The 20,508-nt window shown below is 44.6% G+C and carries 17 protein-coding genes and 1 pseudogene; 2 read left to right on the top strand and 16 right to left on the bottom strand.

Annotated features, from left to right (window positions below; translation table 11 throughout):
• Positions 1-130: 130 nt before the first annotated feature.
• The 5 genes from M1E03_RS11325 to azlC all read right to left on the bottom strand — a co-directional run bounded on the left by M1E03_RS11325 (position 131) and on the right by azlC (position 4,791).
• The gene (locus tag M1E03_RS11325) at positions 131-1,537 is read right to left on the bottom strand and encodes a right-handed parallel beta-helix repeat-containing protein (protein WP_458110450.1); all 1,407 of its coding nucleotides are present in this window, start codon (positions 1,535-1,537) and stop codon (positions 131-133) included.
• Between the two features lie 137 nt (positions 1,538-1,674).
• A complete protein-coding gene (brnQ, locus tag M1E03_RS11320; protein ID WP_095290657.1) occupies positions 1,675-2,991 on the bottom strand; it encodes a branched-chain amino acid transport system II carrier protein in 1,317 nt (438 codons plus the stop codon).
• Positions 2,992-3,214: 223 nt separating this feature from the next.
• Positions 3,215-3,673 (bottom strand): PaaI family thioesterase, encoded by a 459-nt coding sequence (locus tag M1E03_RS11315; protein ID WP_230459171.1) that lies wholly within the window; start codon positions 3,671-3,673, stop codon positions 3,215-3,217.
• A 27-nt stretch (positions 3,674-3,700) separates the two neighbouring features.
• Positions 3,701-4,036: a branched-chain amino acid transporter permease gene (locus M1E03_RS11310; protein ID WP_023857554.1), complete on the bottom strand. Its 336-nt coding sequence runs from the start codon at positions 4,034-4,036 to the stop codon at positions 3,701-3,703.
• Positions 4,033-4,791 (bottom strand): azaleucine resistance protein AzlC, encoded by a 759-nt coding sequence (gene azlC, locus M1E03_RS11305; RefSeq protein WP_051967052.1) that lies wholly within the window; start codon positions 4,789-4,791, stop codon positions 4,033-4,035. Before azlC ends, M1E03_RS11310 begins: the two co-directional genes overlap by 4 nt.
• A 191-nt stretch (positions 4,792-4,982) precedes the next feature.
• Here azlC and M1E03_RS11300 point away from each other — a divergent pair, with 191 nt between their 5' ends.
• Positions 4,983-6,371 (top strand): aminotransferase-like domain-containing protein, encoded by a 1,389-nt coding sequence (locus M1E03_RS11300; protein ID WP_458110449.1) that lies wholly within the window; start codon positions 4,983-4,985, stop codon positions 6,369-6,371.
• A gap of 239 nt (positions 6,372-6,610) precedes the next feature.
• Here the strand turns inward: M1E03_RS11300 and M1E03_RS11295 are convergent.
• From M1E03_RS11295 to M1E03_RS11250, 10 genes and pseudogenes are all read right to left on the bottom strand, one after another.
• Positions 6,611-7,482 (bottom strand): annotated as a pseudogene (locus M1E03_RS11295) (NAD(P)-dependent alcohol dehydrogenase); the annotation flags it as partial.
• Positions 7,483-7,662: 180 nt separating this feature from the next.
• Positions 7,663-8,763: an MBL fold metallo-hydrolase gene (locus tag M1E03_RS11290; RefSeq protein ID WP_096748462.1), complete on the bottom strand. Its 1,101-nt coding sequence runs from the start codon at positions 8,761-8,763 to the stop codon at positions 7,663-7,665.
• Positions 8,764-8,939: 176 nt separating this feature from the next.
• Positions 8,940-9,347 (bottom strand): hypothetical protein, encoded by a 408-nt coding sequence (locus tag M1E03_RS11285; protein WP_224067041.1) that lies wholly within the window; start codon positions 9,345-9,347, stop codon positions 8,940-8,942.
• Positions 9,348-9,462: 115 nt separating this feature from the next.
• The gene (locus M1E03_RS11280; protein WP_023857546.1) at positions 9,463-10,524 is read right to left on the bottom strand and encodes an enoyl-CoA hydratase/isomerase family protein; all 1,062 of its coding nucleotides are present in this window, start codon (positions 10,522-10,524) and stop codon (positions 9,463-9,465) included.
• A gap of 15 nt (positions 10,525-10,539) precedes the next feature.
• Positions 10,540-11,325, bottom strand: a complete 786-nt coding sequence (locus tag M1E03_RS11275) for an enoyl-CoA hydratase-related protein (RefSeq protein ID WP_079289547.1) — start codon at positions 11,323-11,325, stop codon at positions 10,540-10,542.
• Between the two features lie 80 nt (positions 11,326-11,405).
• Positions 11,406-12,860 carry a CoA-acylating methylmalonate-semialdehyde dehydrogenase gene (locus M1E03_RS11270; RefSeq protein WP_096748129.1) on the bottom strand — a complete coding sequence of 485 codons (1,455 nt, stop codon included), beginning with the start codon at positions 12,858-12,860 and terminating at the stop codon, positions 11,406-11,408.
• A gap of 18 nt (positions 12,861-12,878) precedes the next feature.
• Entirely contained in the window at positions 12,879-13,766 is an 888-nt protein-coding gene (locus M1E03_RS11265; protein WP_020451657.1) for an NAD(P)-dependent oxidoreductase, read from the bottom strand.
• 15 nt (positions 13,767-13,781) lie between these two features.
• Positions 13,782-15,497, bottom strand: coding sequence for an acyl-CoA dehydrogenase family protein (locus M1E03_RS11260; RefSeq protein ID WP_096748128.1), 1,716 nt, complete (start codon positions 15,495-15,497; stop codon positions 13,782-13,784).
• 460 nt (positions 15,498-15,957) lie between these two features.
• Entirely contained in the window at positions 15,958-16,914 is a 957-nt protein-coding gene (gene manA / locus M1E03_RS11255) for a mannose-6-phosphate isomerase, class I (RefSeq protein WP_023857541.1), read from the bottom strand.
• A gap of 18 nt (positions 16,915-16,932) precedes the next feature.
• A complete protein-coding gene (locus tag M1E03_RS11250; protein WP_458110448.1) occupies positions 16,933-18,876 on the bottom strand; it encodes a fructose-specific PTS transporter subunit EIIC in 1,944 nt (647 codons plus the stop codon).
• Positions 18,877-19,414: 538 nt separating this feature from the next.
• Here M1E03_RS11250 and M1E03_RS11245 point away from each other — a divergent pair.
• Positions 19,415-19,729, top strand: coding sequence for a YfzA family protein (locus tag M1E03_RS11245; protein WP_039072747.1), 315 nt, complete (start codon positions 19,415-19,417; stop codon positions 19,727-19,729).
• A 189-nt stretch (positions 19,730-19,918) separates the two neighbouring features.
• Here M1E03_RS11245 and M1E03_RS11240 read toward each other — a convergent pair whose 3' ends face one another.
• Positions 19,919-20,095 carry a hypothetical protein gene (locus tag M1E03_RS11240; protein ID WP_039072748.1) on the bottom strand — a complete coding sequence of 59 codons (177 nt, stop codon included), beginning with the start codon at positions 20,093-20,095 and terminating at the stop codon, positions 19,919-19,921.
• Between the last annotated feature and the right edge of the window lie 413 nt (positions 20,096-20,508).

Genomic DNA, 20,508 nt, shown 5'->3' with positions numbered 1-20,508 from the left:
AGATAGAAGTTGAGTCGCAAAGGGTATCTTCCAATAAATAAAAAAGCTACTCTCAAAGAGTAGCTTTTGTGGTGCGTGCAGGCATTAAACTTCCATACGCTTCATAAATTAAGCCTGTTTTCCTATGAAATTATTTAACGACCGGCCAAGCCGGTGAAGCCGGATCTAATGTAAAGTCATAAGACGTCTCGTCGCGATACATCGGATCGGCATAAATCGAGTCTTGATCTTGATTTGTCGCATGTTGATACGACGAAAACGAGTCGTATTCATTCTGTTTCCAAATCCACAGACCGTCTTTGCCGGCTTCCTTGTGGTACACGTTATGATTTACTTTATTTCCTTCATTTTTCGTAAAATCGTTTGCGATAAATATTCGCGAATCGCTTGCTGTGATGATGTTCTTTTCAATTTTGTTGCTTTTTGTGTCATACTGGAGCAAAAGCTGTCCGCCGTCCAGCCCCTTTGTATCATTGCGGTAAACAATATTGTGCGCAATAACAGAATGGCTGGTGCCTCCCCGCTTTTGGTCGTATCCGCCGATAGAAATGCCCGTGTACGCATTCTCATACACTTTGTTGTCGGTTATTTGAATATCATCAGCATATTTCCCTTTATGTTCAGACGTTGCTTCTATCCCGATATCGTTGCCGTAGACCGTGTTTTTCTTAATGTCAATGCTTTGTCCTCCGTCAACATAAATTCCGCCCGCAGAGTAATCATCCCCATAGGCGGGATTTCCGTAAGTGGAGTTATTGTAAACCGTGTTGTTTTCTACGATACCGTTGCGCACAAAATCGTTTTGAGCGGCCGTTCCTTCATAACCGATCAGATCAATTCCAATGTTATTATTGTCGCGAACCACATTGCCTCTCACCGTGAAACCGTCAATGTTTCCGTTCAGCACAACCGCTTCACTCGCCCCGAGTGTCAGCTTTTCAACCGTATTGTCCTCGATCTTAATGTCTTTCATGCTGCCGGAGCCATAGACGGCAATCCCGTGGGCATTGCCGTCATCCGCTGTTGTTTTTATATCCCGGACGTGATTGTTTTTAATGGTGATATGACTGCTGGAGCCTGAAACATAAATTCCCATGGCGGTTGCTTCTTCCGATGAAACGGAAAGGTCTTGAATCGTCAGGCCGCTGATTGTGATGTACTGTTGATTGTGAATCTGAATGAGCGGTGTTTCATATTCAGCGTCCTGAATAGATTTTCCGCTGATGACGACTTTTTCATTCTCATAGTTTTGAAATGTGATAGGCTTTTCAGCCGACCCGCTCTCCCTCACATCAAGCGTTTCATGATACGTGCCTTCCCGAATCATAACAGTTGTGCCGGGGACAGCTTTTTTTGCTGCATGTCCCAGAGTTCGAAACGGCTTTTCTTTCGTTCCTTCATTTTGATCATTTCCATCGGGGGAAACATACAAGCTGTTAGCCGGTTCTGCTTCTTTTGCTCCGGTCTTATCGTAAGCAAAAGCGATGATAACAGAAACTAAAATACACGCTGATAAAATAAAATACCATTTTCTCATACTCAGCTCTCTTTTCTTTTCAAAATGGATAAACTAACACCATTATAGAATATCCATTTATGGAAAACCATCGCAAACATTTGAAAGAAAAAGGCAACCCTGTGATCAAAGGGTTGCCTCCATGTTTATGAGTTTATTCAGCACTTCCGCAGTCTATGAATAATATAGCCGCCTATTCCTCCTAGAATCGCCGGAAGCACCCATCCTAATCCGATGTCATACATCGGGAGAAACTGATTGAAAAATTGATTAATAGCTGCAATTTTGAGTCCGGCAGCATTCAGGCCGTCAAACAAGCTGATGATAAAGGTCATTATCAGACTGCCTTGATACACTTCCCTCTTCCCTTTAAATAAGGGATGTAAAAATGTTAAGAATATTAAAGAAATCGCAATGGGATACAAAGTTGTTAAAACCGGCATTGAAACGTTAATCAGCTGTGTTAATCCTATATTTGCTACAAGGGTGCTGAACATTGATAGAATGACAGCAATTTTTTTGTAGGAGATGTTTGGAAACAAGCCGTGGAAAAACGAAGAGCATGCTGTGATGAGTCCCACACTTGTTGTCAGACATGCCACTGTGATCATTAAGCCCAAAAAAACGGAACCATATGGTCCGAAATAATAGGATGAAACCTTCGCTAAAACCTCGGCTCCATTTTCTAATAGACCCAGTTTTTCAACGCTGGAAGCCCCCATGTATGAAAGCGCTGAATAGATCAGAGCCAGGAGCGCTGCTGCAATCGCCGTCGATTTTGCACAAACGATCATGAGCTGTTTTTTGGAGACCGCTCCCTTCTCTTTCATGGCGTTCACAATGATGATTCCAAATACAAAAGCGACAAGGGCATCAAGTGTAAAGTAACCTTCTTTGAACCCTTTAAAAAACACGTGTGATGCATATCCTGCAGACGGAGCTTGAAAGCTTCCGATTGGATGAATAATTGCCGTAACGACGAGCAATCCGATAAATGTTAATTTAATAGGAGTTAAAAATTTTCCGATAACATCAATAATTTTAGTTGGATTCAGAGACAGCAAGCAGGCCACCGTGAAAAATAATACGGTAAATATGATTAAGGCGACAGGGCTTGCATCATGAGATAAAAAAGGTTTAACCCCTATTTCAAACGATACATTACCGGATCTGGGAATCGCGAAAAAAGGGCCGATTGCTAAATAGAGAACCGTCGTAAATACAATGCCGAACAATGGATGCACACGACTGGCCAGAGACTGCAAATCATTTTTTCCTGAAAAAACGAATGCGGTAATGGCGAGTAATGGCAATCCGACTCCGGTCACTAAGAATCCTGCATTGGCTGTCCATACATTCTCTCCGGCCATCTGACCAAGCATAGGCGGGAAAATGAGATTTCCTGCACCGAAAAATAATGCAAACAACATTAGTCCTATGATTAGGATAAATGAAAAAGGAATTTTTTTTGCCATCATGAGTCCTCCGATTCGGGTTAAGCTATTAGTGTGTTTGTAGTAGTCAGCAGTGTAGCACGATAAAAATTTCATAAATGAATGTCCTGAATTATCAGTAAATATTAAATAAAAGTACTATCCTACTATAGTAGCTGTTGCTTGTATTGTCAAAGGTTTAGTTTGTAATGATAGAACCGGACGCTCTTTCTTGCTGAAATACAAGATCAAGTAACTTGAAATCTTAAACATGTTCATCAAGTTCAATAAAGTAGTGATTTTTACGATAAGATACGGCATCCATTGTAGCTATCAGATTTTCTCCATGCAAGATGTCGATTCGGTAGAAGCCTGTGCGGAAGTTTCGTTTTTCCTCTTTCGCACGGGCAGTTATCTTGTCTCCTGGTTTAGCTGATTCAATAAACTGGATTGTTGTGGTGAGTCCTAAAGATGTTTTTCCGTATGCATTACATGCCGCTGAAAAAGCGTGATCGGCTAAGGCATAAATGACGGCTCCGTGAACTGTCCCGTAAGCATTTACCATATGGCTTTGTACTTCAAGAACGGCCTCTGCAAGACCTGCCCGAAACTTTGTTAACTCAATTCCCAGCGATCGGGCATACGGATCGTTCTTTACTTGCCTATGGATTTGGTCATAGTGTTTTTCGTGAATGTTCACTTCATCGATTTTTCTCTTCATCATCGTCTCCTCCTTTGGTCATGAGGTTGTTCAATTAAAAACCCATTGCACCAGTATCATATAGATAATCGTTCCTCCGGCAATAGAAAGGAGCATATTTTTCTTCCAAAAATGAAGCAGCGCAACTGCCGCTGCCCCGATCAGTTCGGGGATTCCGCGGCTGCCGGAAAGCAGGCTCACATCCTTAAAACAATAAACGATCAAAAGTCCGATTACCGCTGAAGGAAGCACTTTTCCAAGGTATTGAACATATGTCGGCGTAGGTTTGTCCGATGGAAAAATCATAAAAGGAAGAAACCTTGTCAGCATTGTGCCTAACACGATCATGGCAATCGTGATCATTTGCTGTGTAAAACTCATCGTCATACAGTAACCTCAGCTTTCTCTAATGGTTTTCTAAGGACAGTAAGTACCCCGAGAATGGCCAGCATAGCTGGGATAATGAAGTGATTTCCGCCAAAGATGATCAGACTGACTGCAGTAAGTCCGAGTCCTGCAAGCGCGCTGTGGTGCTTTTTCTCTTTCATCCATTGTTCTATGAAAATTACCACAAAAAGAGCAGTCATCACAAAATCGAGCCCTTCTGTGTTGAACCGGACAAAAGATCCGAAAACGCCGCCGATCGCCGCTCCTATCACCCAATAGAAATGATTGAACAGCGTCACGAAGAACATAAACCAGCCCTTGTCTATATCCTTTGGAACATTTACGGTACAATTGATAGAAAAAGATTCGTCGCACAGTCCATAAATCAGATAAAACTTTTTTCTGCCTGTTCCCCTATACTTATCCAACATAGAAATGCCATAAAACAAATGGCGTGCGTTCACCATGAGGGTTAGAAATAGGGCATTCGTCGGGTTAAAGGCGGCAAGAAGTAAATTGGCCGCAACAAACTCCATTGATCCTGCAAAAATAGCGAAGCTCATTATGATAGGGTAAATTGCATTGAACCCTAAGGAATTCATATAAATTCCATAGGCGATCCCCAAAAAAACAAAGCCTGCAAGAATAGGTACGGTATATGGAAAAGCCGCTCGACATGCACTCCATATATGATCTCTTTTTGTCACATGGTTCACATCCTCTGTTACCAGCTTTATTCCATACAAATTTAACATACGAAATCCATACAATAAACAAGATAATTGTATGGATTACAATTATTTAGTTTAAAAAAAGCCCCATTTTCAGGGACTTTTACAGATCGGGCCTCCTTTAATTGTCCCCTCTTTAAAACTTCCCGTTCTGCATTTGAATTCCAAACTATTGATGATATTATTGTATGGAATTTAAATGTAGGAGGAGCAAAATGCCAGTCAATTCGTTTGACAACTATCCAATGTCTTGGAAACCTGATAAGAAAGCATTGAAGCGTCCTTATTATTATTCGATTGCGACATTGCTTGAAGAGGATATCGTAAACGGTTTTTTGGCGCCTGGGACAAAGCTGCCTCCGCAACGGGAACTGGCAGATTTTCTTGATTTAAACTTTACCACGATTACACGCGCCTACAAACTATGTGAGTTCAAGGGGCTGATTTATGCTGTCACCGGAAGCGGCACCTTCGTCGCTCCTAATGCTGCCCGCTCTATCACCATTTCCGCAGATAAGGTGACAAACTGCATTGATCTCGGATTTGTAGCCTCTTTTGAGCAAACCAACGGAATGGTAGCGGAGGTTGTTCAAAAAGCTGCAGATAAAAGCTATTTGGAGAAGCTAATGGACTACAATGACCCGACTGGTATTCCGCATCAAAAAACGGCAGGGCTAAACTGGATGGAATCTTTCGGTATTCACGCAGACCAAGAACATATTGCGATTGTTTCCGGTGCTCAAAATGCGTTGGCCATTGCATTGACCTCGCTGTTTGACCCTGGTGACCGCATTGCAACTGACCTATACACGTATTCGAACTTTATTGAGCTGGCCAAAATGCTCCATATTCAATTGGTACCTGTTTCCGGTGACCAGTATGGAATGCTGCCGGATGAACTTGAAAAGCAGTGCTGCCAGACGAAAATTCACGGCATATTTCTGATGCCCTCATGCTGTAATCCGACAACCGTGATGATATCAGATGTTCGAAAGCATGAATTAGTGGAGGCCATCCGCAAGCATGATTTGCTGTTGATCGAGGATGATATTCATGCGTTTCTGACGGCAGGGATTGTATCAGATTATCAGCAGCCAATGTTTAGTTTGCTTCCAGATCAGAGCATATACATTTGCAGCACCTCAAAGTCGATATGCTCCGGGTTAAGAGTTGCCTATATGGTGTATGGGGATGCTTTACGGGAAAAGATATTGCAGGGCATTTTTAACATCAATGTCAAAACGTCATCTTTAGATGCGGAGGTCATTACTGAGCTGATTTTATCAGGTAAGGCTCATGAAATCGTTGCTCAAAAGAAAAAGCTTGCACAGTCGGCCAATGATCTTTATGCGGCATATTTTCCTGTAACTGAGCCTGGTGAACATCCTCTTAGTTTATACCGATGGCTTCCGATTGAAGAGCATGCTGACTCATCACAATTGGAGACGGATTTGAGGAAGCGTGGGATTCGGGTTTTTCATTCCGAGCGTTTTCTCAGCGGGCAGACGACGCGCGAAAAATATTTGCGCATTGCGCTTTCTTCTACAAATTCATTAGATGAGCTGAAATTAGGGTTGGATATATTAAAACAGTATCTTGGATAAGTTGATTAATTACGGCCTTGCCAACATGTATGCATGAAGATAGCTCTTCCCTATGAAGATAATTTACAATTCTGTTACATCATGTAAAATGGTAATTGGAAAAGAAATCTTACATTTGGGAGGTTGTGAAATGCCATATAGAATGAAGCTGTATGTCCATCCACTCTGCTGAAATTGCCGGATCATGCCAAAAAAGGCCAGTCAAATAAAATGACTGGCCTCTCTGTATTACATATGATTTACAAAGTGGAGATATCAATCACGAATCGATAACGCACATCGCTGCGAAGTACGCGCTCATACGCTTCATCTTGCGGAGCGATGCCGTGTTCAGCAGCGAAATCAAGCATCTCTTGTGTCTCGCGAATGCCGCCGACTAGCGAACCTTCAATGCTGCGGCGGCCCATAATTAAGGAAAACACACTGTATTGATCCGGTTCTGCCGGCGCGCCGACGTTAACAAGTGTTCCATCTACGCGAAGAAGCGATAAATAGGCATCAACGTCCAGATTGGCGGACACCGTGTTTAAAATGAGGTCAAAACGGCCGGCCAGTTCAATAAATACAGCAGGATCACTAGTTGCAACATAATGGTCTGCGCCAAAACGCAAGGCTTCTTCTTGTTTATTCAAAGAGCGGCTCAGGACCGTTACTTCTGCCCCCATGGCATGCGCGAATTGGATGGCGACATGGCCGAGTCCCCCCATTCCAACAACGGCAATTTTCTTGCCGGGACCTGCGTTCCAATGCTTCAAAGGAGAGTACGTGGTAATGCCCGCGCATAAGAGCGGGCTGGCAGCATCCAAGTTCAGACTGTCCGGAATGCGGACAACGAAATCTTCTTTGACCACGATGTACTGGCTGTAACCGCCGTATGTCGGATGACCATCGTAGTCTAAACAGTTATACGTTTGGATCACGCCTTTCGTACAAAATTGCTCCTCTCCGCTCCGACAGTATTCACATTCGCCGCAGGAGTCGACGAAGCAGCCGACCCCGACGCGGTCGCCGACAGCAAATTTTTTAACGTCTGGTCTACTGCTTTGACAACGCCGGCGATTTCATGTCCCGGAACCATTGGAAAGATTCCGCCTCCCCATTCATCATAACTCTCCTTTCTTTTTTCGATTAAGGCTGCGAATAAGCTGCATCTACAGAATAATCGTTAAAGTCCACTTTAACGCAAGGGTTTTTGTGAAATTTCCTGATAAAAGCCGTCTCCAGCCTGCGCTGGAAACGGCTTTTTTTAGAGTTGCAAAGGGTGTGACTTTTATACGGATAAACGGCATGTTTACATATCCCACCAAAAGGATTCGGGAAGCGAGTATTGGCCGTTTAACAGGATTGTTTCACCAATCGCGGGAGCAATCATGTTGGCGCCTTTTTTCTCAGCTTCTTTCAAAGCACGTTCAATCGGATCTTTCCAGCCATGATAGGCGAGGGTGAACGCGCCCCAGTGAATCAACATCATGTTCTTTCCTTTTACATCTTTGTGGGCCTGTACAGATTGTTCAGGTGTCATATGAATTCCGGACCAGCGTCTGTCATATTGACCGCCCTCCATTAAGGTGATATCAAAAGGGCCGTATTTTTTGCCGATTTCCTTAAAATGTTCATCATATCCCCCGTCACCGCTCGTATAAAAACGCGTATGCTTTCCGAGGATAACCCAGCCGCCCCACAGGGTCGTATTTCGATTCAACAACCCTCTACCCGAAAAGTGTTTGGACGGTGTTAAGGATATCGTCAAACCTTGAAACTCCGTTTCATCCCACCAATTGAGCTCTGTGATTTTTTCTTTCTCAACTCCCCACCGTATCAAGTGTGCGCTGACTCCGTGGGGAACGAAGAAATGACCGGCCTTTTCCTTCAGTTTTAAGATGGATGGATAATCTAAGTGATCATAATGATCATGTGTGATCAAGACGGCGTCAATCGGCGGCATATCATCGACCATATGCAGGATGTCTTCGCTGTAGCGTCTGCTTCCGATAAATGATACGGGTGAAGCAATTGGCCCCAGCATAGGATCTACGAGTATTTTTTTGCGATCGATACTCAGTAAAAAAGCGGAATGTCCAAACCACGTTAAACTGTCTTCGTTACTTTTAACTGTGCTCCAATCGATCTTAGAAACAGGGATTTGACCGGAAGGGTTGCGTTCCTTGCCGCCGGAAACAGCGTCTCTTATCATCGAGAAAACGCCGGAGATTCCACCCATATCCATCTTTTCCGGAGTCTGATTGACAAATTTGCCATCTGCATAATTGTCAAAGTTTTGATACAGCTTTTTTTGTTCTGTACTTGGATTTCCCCCAAACACGGGGTGTAAATTGATGAATAACAAAACACCCGCGCAAAATACGATGATAAAAATGAATAAAAACATCATGATTTTTTTCATTGTTCCTTCCTTTTTAGGATGATCTCTTGCTTCCTCTTATTCTACCGATTATACCTGCATCATCGCCAGTGTAACGCTGCTGTGTATGGGATCATACCATCGTAAATGTAAAGAACCCTCCCAATTTGGAGAGTTCTTTTTTATGAGGTAAATGCGTGCCGTAATTATATGATTTTCACCAATAAAAATGTGTATTTGGTGCCCTCCGGCTTGTTTTTCCAATAAATCGTTACCTCCGCATCCCCCTTTTGGCGTCCTTCGTAGTCTACCGAATTTAAGCCCGGATTAGCATATGCGTGAAGAATAAAGGGATCATCGACCGCAACCTCTAAATCGTCGTCCGAAAATTCAATTTGAGGACCGCCATTTATACTGCCGCAATAAAAGTGTGCACGTCCGGAACCGCCAATGCCGACTGTTTCGTCATATACGGTGAGAATATGAGTTGAGCATTCGCTCGGTTTAATGGTACCGACCGATGCGGCATCTACAGAGACGGCATGAAAGGACATCACCGTCGCGAGAGCCACGGCAAGGGACAAGAAATACTTGCTTAATTTTCCGATGTTCATGTTGTCAGCCTCCAACCAAATATTGTTAGTATACATATTCTCCAGATAGAAATATATACCTCTTTCATAAGGCTCTTACAAAAAAAGAGCTGACGTTAATCGTCAGCTCCCGCTTTTAAAATCGGACAGATTCAGAAGGTTGGAAAAACCGGTCCACTGCTTCATCGGTTACATCTGAAACGTGCCGATACTTGTAGTTCGGTGATTGATCACGGTCGATCAGGACGGACCGGACGCCTTCGAAGAAATCGTCGTGCTTCAAAAAGTTCTTCGCCAGCACCAGATCTGTTGCAAAGCATTCTTCCAATGTTTTTTGACGTCCGTCCGCCAGCTGTTTCAATGTGATTTTCAATGAAAATGGCGCTTTGGAAAGCATCGTTTTTTTCACATTCGAGCTAAAAGTGCTTCCTTCGCTTTCGAGCGATTGAAGGATCTCTTCGAGCTTATCATACTTAAAATGCCGGTCAATCGCTTGCTGATCACGGGCGAGCGTGCTTTCTTGGGAGGGCTTCGTTTTCGATTCGCCGATCAGCTGATTGAGCTTTTCTTCAACGTTTACAAGGCGCCAATCTGTTTGTTCCACTGTTTGGATCAATCGTTCTAAAGCGCCGCTCTCCATGTAGGCGTCTGCCCCATTGATATACAGCACGTCTGCCGCATGGATGACAGATGCCGTTAATCCAAGATATCTTCCTATGTGTCCCGGAGCTCTGTTTAAAAAATAGGCTGCCCCGACATCCGGAAAGAAACCGATATTCATTTCAGGCATCGCCCATTTTGTCCTCTCCGTGACAATCCGGTGGCTGGCCCCGTATGTCAGGCCGACGCCTCCCCCCATGACGATCCCATCCAAGCAGGCGATGATCGGTTTCGGAAATCGATGGACTACCATATCGACTTCGTACTCTGTTTCAAAAAAGCACTCGGCTTCTTGCAGGGCCTGTTTTGACGAACGTGCTTCATAGAGTGCCTTAATATCCCCTCCGGCACACAGTCCTTTTGGTCCTGCACCTTTGATGACCACAACAGAAACGTTTTGATCTGTCTCCCACTCGTTTAACTTTTCACCAATCAGACGGACCATGTCGTATGTGAGGGAGTTGAGCGCTTTCGGACGATTCAAAACAATCGCTGCGGCGCCGTTTTGATTAACGGAAAACAGCACATCATCGGACATCTGGATCCACTCCTTTTATGAATGATGAAAGTTTGGTTTGCGCTTTTCGACAAATGCGTGAATTCCTTCTTTGGCGTCTGAAGTGACAAACAGCTCGGCGAATCTGTTTCGCTCTCTCTCCAGTGCCTGTTCCATGCTTTCAGAGGCGCCCTGTACGACACATTCTACGGCGCGTCTCACGCTGGTCATGCTTTTTCCTTCGATAAAAGACGACGCGACCCCTTCTGCCGTCTTCATCAGTTCCTCCCCCTTTACCGCCATCTGCGCAATTTTCAGCTCTACCGCTTCTTGAGCTGAAAGCGTTCGGCCCGTCAGGATGAGATCGAGTGCTGTCGCTGTATCCGTTATGTTGCGAAGCCGCTGTGTACCTCCAAACGCGGGAATCAAGCCGAGCTTTAATTCGGGAAGGCCGAGTGTTGCATCGTCTGATACGATTCTGAAGTGGCAGCTCATTGCGAGTTCCAAGCCTCCGCCAAGAGCCGGTCCGTTTATCGCCGCAATGACGGGCTTATTGGAAGCTTCGATTTCATCACAGAGCGCCTGGCCCCCTTGTGCGAGTGCCAGCCCTTGTTTTTGGTCCCCGAGTTTTGAAACGAATTCTTTTATATCCGCTCCCGCCACAAAAAATCGTCCTTCTCCTGTGACGATGATCGCTTTTGTCTCCTCGTCGCGGGTCAATTCCCGAAAAAGAGAGCGCAATTCGGCGATACAGGAAGAAGAGAGTGTATTTGCCGGCGGATTGTTCAACGTGACGGTTGTGATGCTATGTTCGGTTTTAAGTGTGGCATATTTCAAGTTCAATATGGATCCCTCCCTGTTGAAATAGAAAAGGCCCCTCTGAAAAAATCTGTTGCGCATGAGAGGGAGCCTTATGTTAAGAATTAGAACCAGCGTTCGGTGACGACCTTTTTGCGCGTGTAAAACTGGACGCCATCTTTTCCGTTTGTCCCAAGGTCTCCATAGAAAGAGGCCTTGTTCCCTGCGAAGGAGAAGAATGCCATCGGAGCTGGTACGTTGACATTGACGCCGATCATTCCGGCATCGATTTTGTCGCGGAACTGCTGGGCGCTTTTCCCGCTCGACGTGTAAATGACAGCGCCGTTGGCAAACTTGGATTGATTGGCGAGCTCGATCCCCTCATCAAGGTCTTGCACGCGGACGACGCTCAAGACCGGCGCAAAGATTTCGTCCTGCCAGATTTTCATCTCCGGTGTTACATGATCGAAAATCGTGGCTCCCACAAAATATCCTTCCTGAACATCCGGATTGCGTCCGTCCACGGCGAGTGCGGCTCCCTCTTTTATACCGCTGTCGATATAGTCAAGAACGCGTTCTTTATGAACTTCGCGGATCAGCGGGCCGACAAAGTGATCCTCTGATCTGCCGTCCCCTGGCTTCAGCTTCCGTGTTTCAGACACGAGCATTTCCATGAAATCATCGGCGATGTCATCAACGACCGCCGCGACGGAGCAGGCCATACAGCGTTCTCCGCTGCTTCCGAATGCCGCCCCGATGATGCCTTGAACCGATTTTTCAAGATGACAATCCGGCATCACAATCGCATGGTTTTTTGCGCCGGCCAGAGCCTGAACGCGCTTCCCGTTGGCTGTGCCCGTTTGATACACATATTTTGCGACCGGTTCTGAACCGACGAAGGAGACGGCTTTAATATCATCGTTCTCCAATATTCCGTTTACAACATCCTTTCCTCCATGAACGAGGTTCAGCACACCTTTCGGAAACCCGGCTTCATAAAACAGCTCGACAAGCTTTCCGGCAAGAATAGGAGTGCGTTCCGAAGGTTTCAGGACGAACGTGTTTCCGCAAGCAATGGCGAGCGGAAACATCCACAGAGGAACCATCATTGGAAAGTTAAACGGCGTAATACCGGCGACGACCCCCAAAGGATAGCGCCAAATCGATCCGTCGATGCCCCCTGCTATCGCGGGCAGGGATTCTCCCATCATTAAAGTAGGTGTGGCTGTTGCAAGCTCAACAACTTCGATTCCGCGCTGCACTTCGCCTCGGGCGTCTTTTAACGTTTTGCCGTTTTCCGTCGTAATGATGTCCGCCAATTGTTCTTTTTGCTCTTGAAGAAGCTGCAAATATTTATATAAAAGTCTCGCCCGATTGGGGACAGGCACAAGTGACCAGGTCTGATAAGCGTGTTTGGCAGCCTGCACGGCATGATCTACATCCGCTCTCACAGATAGGGGCGCATAAGCGATGACGTTTCCGTTTGCAGGATTGACGACTTCTTCAGCTTCCGTACCTGAGGAATTCACCCACTCCCCGTCGATATGGTTCATAATTTTCTTGGCATTCGTTGTGATCATGTACTTTCTCACCTCTCCTTACCGATAAGTTGTCTTCTGTTCGCTTATTTTTTTGTATAAAACAGACATATCTTTGTCGCCGTATCCATTTTGATCGGCTTCTTCATAGATGCCGAAGAGAATCTTGCTCACCGGCAGTTCAACCTCATTTTTCTCAGCCAAATCCAGTGCAAAGCCAAGGTCTTTCAGCAGCAGCTTCAAAGAAAAGCCAGGTTCATAGTTTTCATTCGCTATGAAACTTTTATAGTTGCGCTCATAGATTCGGCTCTGCCCATAGCTGACGTTCAGCATCTCAAACAATTTTTCGAGATCGAGATTGCTGTTTTTGGCAAGATGCAAGGCTTCACTGACGCCGGCTGTATAAAAACCGATTAAGAGGTTGTTGATCAGCTTCGTATTCGTTCCGCTGTCGATGTTTTCGTTCACATGAAAAATATTCTCGCCCAATACGTTGAAAATAGGCAATGCTTTATCAAAAACAGACTTCGGCCCCCCGACCATAAAGGTAAGCGTCCGGTTGACCGCTCCGATTACACCGCCGCTGACCGGCGCCGCAAGAAAATCAATTCCTTTGCTTTTCGCTTCCTCTGCAATCCGGATATTCAGTTCAGGAGCGACCGTGCTTGTATCAATCAGAAGGACGCCTGGTTCAGCCAGGTGGACGAGCCCCTTTTTCCCCAGAAAAACCTCCTCTGCAGCTTTTGATGAAGGAAGGCTTGTGAGGATGGCGTCACACTCTTTTACCATCTTTTCAACTGAAATCCCGATCGTTCCCCCTGCATGATGCAGGGCCAATTCAGCTTCTTTGTTAAGATCCGTTCCATACACCGCAAAGTTCTCCTGAAGCAAATTTTTCGACATGGGCAGACCCATGTTGCCCAAACCGATAAACCCGATTTTTTTCAAACGGTTTCCCTCCGATCACACCGTATATTTTTCATGAGCGGCTATTTTCTCTGCGATTTCGCGTTTTTGAGCAAACAGATTGCTGAAAAGGGGCAAAGTAAGGCTGTGAGCCTCTTCCATTGCGATCTTTCTTTCGGCTTCATCAGATTCTATGCCTGATAAGGCGGTTACCGCCATCTCTTCGATTTTGCGGAAGCCTTCTTCACAAATAACGTTCGTCATCATTTCTTTCAACCGTGCTTTTTCGCTTCCGTATCTTTTGGTTGCCTTTTCGGTCCGGAGGGCGGCGGATTCCATCACATAGAGTTCTTTTTGCATGTCGGCGAGAATCCGCGCGTATTCCTGCTCCTTTTGAATGTTCACGTGGGAGCGTTTAAGCGCTTTTAATGTTTTGCCGAAAAGCCTGTTGGACAGCTGAATAAACCGCCGGTTTCGGTTTTCCCCGCTGCTTAATTGAGCTTCCGGCTCTGAGATGCCGTTTTGCTTCACTTCTTTCATCATCAGTTTGGCGATCGTCAAACGGTTAATCTCGTTTGTCCCTTCGAAAATCCGGCTGATCCTCGCGTCCCGGTACAAACGTTCGACTTCGTACTCCTGCATGTATCCGTAGCCGCCATGAATCTGTACCGCCTCGTCTGCATTTCGGTCGAGTATTTCGGAGCAGTGAACTTTATTGATCGCGCATTCGGATGCATAGTTTGTGAGTTTTCTCAGTCTGTCGTCTAATGGCTCAGCCGAATTTAAAACATGGTCCAGGCAGTCTGCCGTTCTGTAAGCAGCGCTTTCGGCGCCGAAAATCGAAATTGCCATGTCGGCAATCTTTTCTTGAATCATTGAAAAACCGATGATCGGCTTGTTAAATTGTTTGCGCTGTTTGGCGTAGCTAACGGCAAGGTTCAATGCTTGCTTTGCCATTCCAATGTTCGAAAACGCGAGCTTTAAGCGGGCCATGTTTAAAATGTTCAAAGCGACGTGATGACCTTTCCCGACATGACCCAAAACATTGTCGTTTGGCACCTCGACTTCTTCGAGGATTAAGGTTGCCGTCGAAGACCCTTTGATTCCCATCTTCTTCTCTTCAGGTCCGATGGAAACGCCTTTAAACGAACGTTCGACGATAAATGCTGTCATGCCTTCCGCCGTTTTTGCAAAGACAACATATACATCAGCTACTTGCGCGTTCGTAATCCACTGTTTTTCCCCGTTTAAAACCCAGGCTGTTCCTTCGCCATTCAAGACGGCCGTCGTTTTTGCGTTTAAAGCATCTGAGCCTGCGCCCGGCTCTGTCAGAGCATATGCTCCGATCCATTCGCCCGATGCCAGTTTCGGAAGGTATTTTCGTTTTTGTTCTTCTGTTCCATAATAAATATACGGCAATGTCCCGACGCCCGCATGAATATTAAAGGAGACGCTGAACGATCCGCCGGCTCCCATTTTCTCTGCTACTAACCCGGAAAGCTTCTTGCTGAGTGAAAGGCCGCCGTATTCCTCAGGAACTTCGATACTGAGCAATCCGAGCTCTCCCGCTTTTTGAAACAATTTTTTCACGCTTTCGTGATCCTGCTGATCGATCGATTCAAGAAGGGGCATGACTTCATTTTTGACAAATGATTCTGTCGTTTTTGAAATCAGTTGATCTTCCTCTGTGAAATCTTCCGGCGTAAATCCTTCAGCAGCCGATTCGTGTTGAGAAATCAAGGGTTCATTCCATCGAATTTTTGCTTTCCCCATTGCTTTCCTCCTCGCTTCCGCTAAAAAGAGTGATAAACTGAGATAAAAAGACGATGAATCCGCTTACATTTTACCTGATACGAATCATCGTCTCCTTTTCTCATCCAGATAAGGACCAACCAATTATGAAGGGCACGGTTGTTTCGGTCATTTAGCAGGCTTTTCTTCTGCCTGTCGCCGGAACACAGCCCCGCTTTTTTGTTTCATGAAGCAACTGTTCCGCGAAAAGCTCCGGGCAGTGCAGCTGATGTGTAAGTTATGAAGCTTTTAATATCAGCTTATCAAATAATTGGAAGATTTCCAAATGTTTTTTTGGTTTACTCTATTTTACTTGTGAAAGCTTGGGAATATGCATTGTCCGCCTTGTGGCGAACGCGTTTTGGCAAGCCGGCATGCTTTTTTGAAAAAATAAAACAGACCATCGTTTTGATGGTCTGTTTAGAAAGTGACCGTTGATGGCTTATTCATTTGACAGGCTTGAGACGATACATTCTGCACGGCCGGCGATTGTAAATTCTCCAAAGCCCGCAGGCAGCAGCATGTGATCTCCTTTTTTAAAAGAAAAGTCGTTGCCGCAAGACGCATTGATCTGCCCTTCCCCTTCTATGACGCTGACAAGAAGAAACGGTTTATCCTGTTTGAACCAGGCTGATCCTTTTACATCCCATTTTGCTACTGAGAAATAAGGACACTCAATCAGTGCGGCAGTCTTGACATTACCCGATGTTTCATATTGAACATCTTCGCGGCCAGGCGAAGACGGGACGTCGATCACTTCTATGCTTTTTTGCAAATGGAGCTCGCGCAGGTTTCCTTCAGCATCTTTTCTGTCATAATCATATAGTCTGTAGGTTGTGTCTGAATTCTGCTGCGTCTCCAAAATCAAAATACCTTTTCCGATCGCATGGACGGTTCCGCTCGGCACATAGAAGAAATCTCCCGGCTTCACTTTGACGCGGCGCAAGAGCTCGTTCCATTTCCCGTGTTCGATCATTGAGACCAGTTCTTCCCGCGTTTTGGCATGGTGGCCGTAAATGATCTCCGCATCTTCGTTGCAATCCATGATATACCAGCATTCCGTTTTTCCAAGCTCCCCGTCTTCGTGCAGTTTTGCATATTCATCGTTTGGATGCACTTGTACGGATAGGTCTTGGTCGGCGTCCAAAATTTTTGTCAGAAGAGGAAAGCGGTCTCCCTTTATATGTCCGAATAAATGGCGATGTTCATTCCATAATTCGCTGAGTGTGAGCCCTTTATACATGCCGTTTTTCACGACGCTTTGCCCATTTTGATGGGCGGCGAAAGCCCAGCACTCCCCCGTTTGTTCGGATGGAATCTCGTAGCCGAAAGAGGCTAAAGCTGTGCCGCCCCAAATTCTTTCTTTAAAAACAGGCTCGAAAAATAATGGTTCAGTCATGACGGGCATCCTCCTTTTTTAGATGATTTCATCCAGAAGTTTGTATGCTTCTACTTTTGTTTGAGCAGAGAGAAGCTTGTCCCTGTAGGTGTCATCCATCAGTTTTCGGGAGAGCATTTGCAGAAGCTTCAGATGCTCGTTTCCCCCGCTTTCTTTCGGGACGGCGATCATAAAGATCAGTTTGGCGTCAGTTCCGTCAAGACTCTTCCAGTCGACGCCCGAACGTTTGATGCCGAATGCTACACTCGGCTTCTTGACGGCGTCAGACTTCCCGTGCGGGATCGCGATGTTCATGCCGATTGCCGTTGTCCCCTCTAATTCGCGGTTCATGATCGCTTGTTTAAATTCGCTTTCCGAATGCAGTGCACCTTTACGGGACAATTTTTGAATCATTTCATCGATAATGTCGTTTCTCGTATCCCCTGATAAATGAGGTTCGATCAAATCTGTATCAATGATGTCAGTGAGCTTTTTAATTTCCGGTATTTCGGATTTTTTGCTTTCCGCTTTTATTTCGATGTTCGGCTGCGGAATGTCATGAACTGCAGCAGTCTCACTTGCCCCTGCAGGAGCGGCTGCGACCTCTTTTTTGAGTACATTGACCAAAAGAGCGGTGACCAGGGATCCGGCAATAACGGCGATGAAGAACATCAACACATGATCGACAGCGCCAAGCACTGCTACAATCGGTCCGCCGTGGGCGACTCTGTCCCCTACATTACCGATCATGGCGATCACAGAACCAGTCATTGAACCCGCCATAATACTTGGTATGACGCGAAGCGGGTCCTGTGCAGCAAACGGTATGGCACCTTCAGTAATACCGAATAACCCCATTGTAAATGCTGCTTTTCCCATTTCTCTTTCTTGCGCCTGAAATTTTCTTTTTCCTAAAAACGTTGCGATGCCAAGCCCGATCGGAGGAATACAAATGGCGACGGCGATCGGACCCATAATTTCATAGTTTCCTTCACCGATCATGGCTGAACCAAACAGGAATGCCACTTTATTGACGGGGCCGCCCATATCAAACGAAATCATCGCCCCTAAAATTAATGCCAGAAGAATCGAACTTGAGCCCTGCATACCAGCCAGCCAAACCGTCAAAGATTCAAAGATTTGCGCGACAGGCGCGCCGATCAGCAATACGAATGCCAAGCCGACAATAAGCGAGGAAACCACCGGTATGATGATGATCGGCATGATCGGCTGAATGGCTTTTGGCACTTTTAATTTTTTGATGGCCAGCGCCGCATATCCGGCTAAAAAGCCCGCGATAATGCCGCCGAGGAACCCCGCACCGCTTCCGCTGCCGTAAAAGCTTCCTGTCGCTGCGATGTATCCGCCGATCATCCCTGGCACAAGCCCCGGTTTATCGGCGATGCTGTAGGCAATATAACCGGCTAAAATCGGGATCATGAATGAGAATGAGGCAGCCCCGATTTGCTCAATCGTTTTCCAAAAAGATTCATCAGGAATCACTAACCCTTTCGGCGTTTTTTCACCTCCAAGCGTCAGTGCGACCGCAATCAATAATCCGCCGACGACGATGAAAGGAACCATAAATGATACACCGTTCATTAAATGCCGGTAAATCGGATTTTGTTTTTTCTCAGTTTGAGCTGAGGCTTCCGTTTTCGCAGCCGGCCGATAGACAGGTATATCGCCGCTGATCGCTTTTTGTATTAATTCTTCCGGTTTTCGGATGCCTTCCTGAACACCGACAGCCAGAAGTTTTTTCCCGATAAAACGGTCTTTGTTGACCGAGCGGTCTGCGGCTATGATAATCGCGTCTGCCTCGCGGATTTCCTGCTCGGTCAGCTCATTTTCCACCCCGATGCCGCCTTGTGTTTCGACTTTCATTTGAACGCCCATTCGATCGGCCGCTTTTTGCAAATTTTCCGCAGCCATATACGTGTGGGCAATTCCGTTTGGACATGATGTAATCGCTAACAGTTTCATGCGAATCCTCCTTCTGAAACTAAAGTAGTGAGCAGCTCTTGTCATTACTTTATAATAAAAACGTGTGTGTAAAAGCGTTGTTTTTTACCGCATGTTCCGGAAAAACCGGCTTTTTTAAAAAAACCGGACTGCAATAAGGGGCGACTTGTAACACTTGGGACTGATTGTGAAAATGTGCCGTATTGCAACAATTGGGGACTGAAATTTTTCGAAGAGGTGTAAAGTGAGGACATTCCTTTTTAATGAAGGATATCTCGAAATCAAGAAAATCAAGGTTGAACTTGTCAGCAAATCCCTGCTGAACACGAAGATGTTTCCACTACAATGAAAAACTATGATCTTCGAATCAAATATTTATGTAAAATCACTCTTTTATTCAAAAACCAAGATCCCTTTCTTGAGGGGTTTTGCTTTTGAGTGAAATGTAAAAAAGAAAGTATTTCCTCCTATCATGTCGAGAGAATTAAATATTGAAACTTATTCTTTAATTTTCCGTATATCAATATAAAATGGCATCTAATGCGGGGAGGAATATTCGTTGGCTGAAAAGCAAAAAAGGGTTCCATTTTTTAAAAAATATTGGGTTTCTCAAATTGGTGTATTTTTATTGTCACAGATAATTTTTATTACATTTGAAACAACAGGATGGATACCTAATTATAGAGAGATTGATGGAACACTATTTGGGAGAATTACGGAATCGTCAATTTTTAAAGAATGGTTTACTTTTTATGAAACACCACAATTAAATTTACTTACTGTCTTTTTTGGCGTCTTCTTTCTTGTGCCAGGAATAATAAGTGCATTAAAAAACGTATTTTCGCCTAGACACTATAGTAATAACTCTAAATAACCGTGATTAAAAATAAATATGGTTGATTAAAATGAATAAATTTGAGAGGGGTTTTGCTTTTGAGTGAAATTGAAAATCACTTTGTCTCTAAACAGAGGCAAAGCGATTTCGGCAACATTAGCTATTGGGTAAATCTATACGTGCAGGCGTGCTAGTCCTTGTTCACTAATATCCTCCTCGTGTTACACCTTACGAATTAGAATTACTAAATAATTGCTTAACTTTATAAGCAATTACAGCGAGGTATAAAATTGCAATAAACACTAATACTCCAGTGCCAAAATCAGTTTTTGATACTAAATAAAGACTGATCAGACAGAAAATAATGTACATCACAATATCAAAAACATTTTTCTTGTTGTACATCAAGTTCCCCCCATTAAGCAATTGATTCTAGGTGCATATTTGATGCAACCCTGGAATAATAAATTTTTATATTATTGGAAAATAAATAACTTTATAGTAATTATCGGCTTTAAAATTTCTCATTATGCCTAACTCTAACACGTTGCCTTTTCGTTTTACATAAAAAGTCCAAAATTTGAGTAAATTTTCCCGATGTAATGGTTTGTGTTTTTTATAAAGATCAGAACTATTCATTCATTTTGAAAAACATTCAATTCATATGCTCATTTCTCTTTTAAAATACTTATCTCATAGTTAAAATTCTTAAATTGTAGGAACGTTATTGATACTCTCTTCATAAAGAGGTAACTATACGGATGCGGAAATGAGAGGCAGCCCCATTGTAACTGGAAAAGATGCTGGAAAGTTTCTCA

The organism is Bacillus sp. PK6-013 (assembly GCF_054161445.1).
The sequence above is the reverse complement of the archived record's forward strand: the minus strand, read 5'-3'. Positions and strand labels throughout refer to the sequence as shown.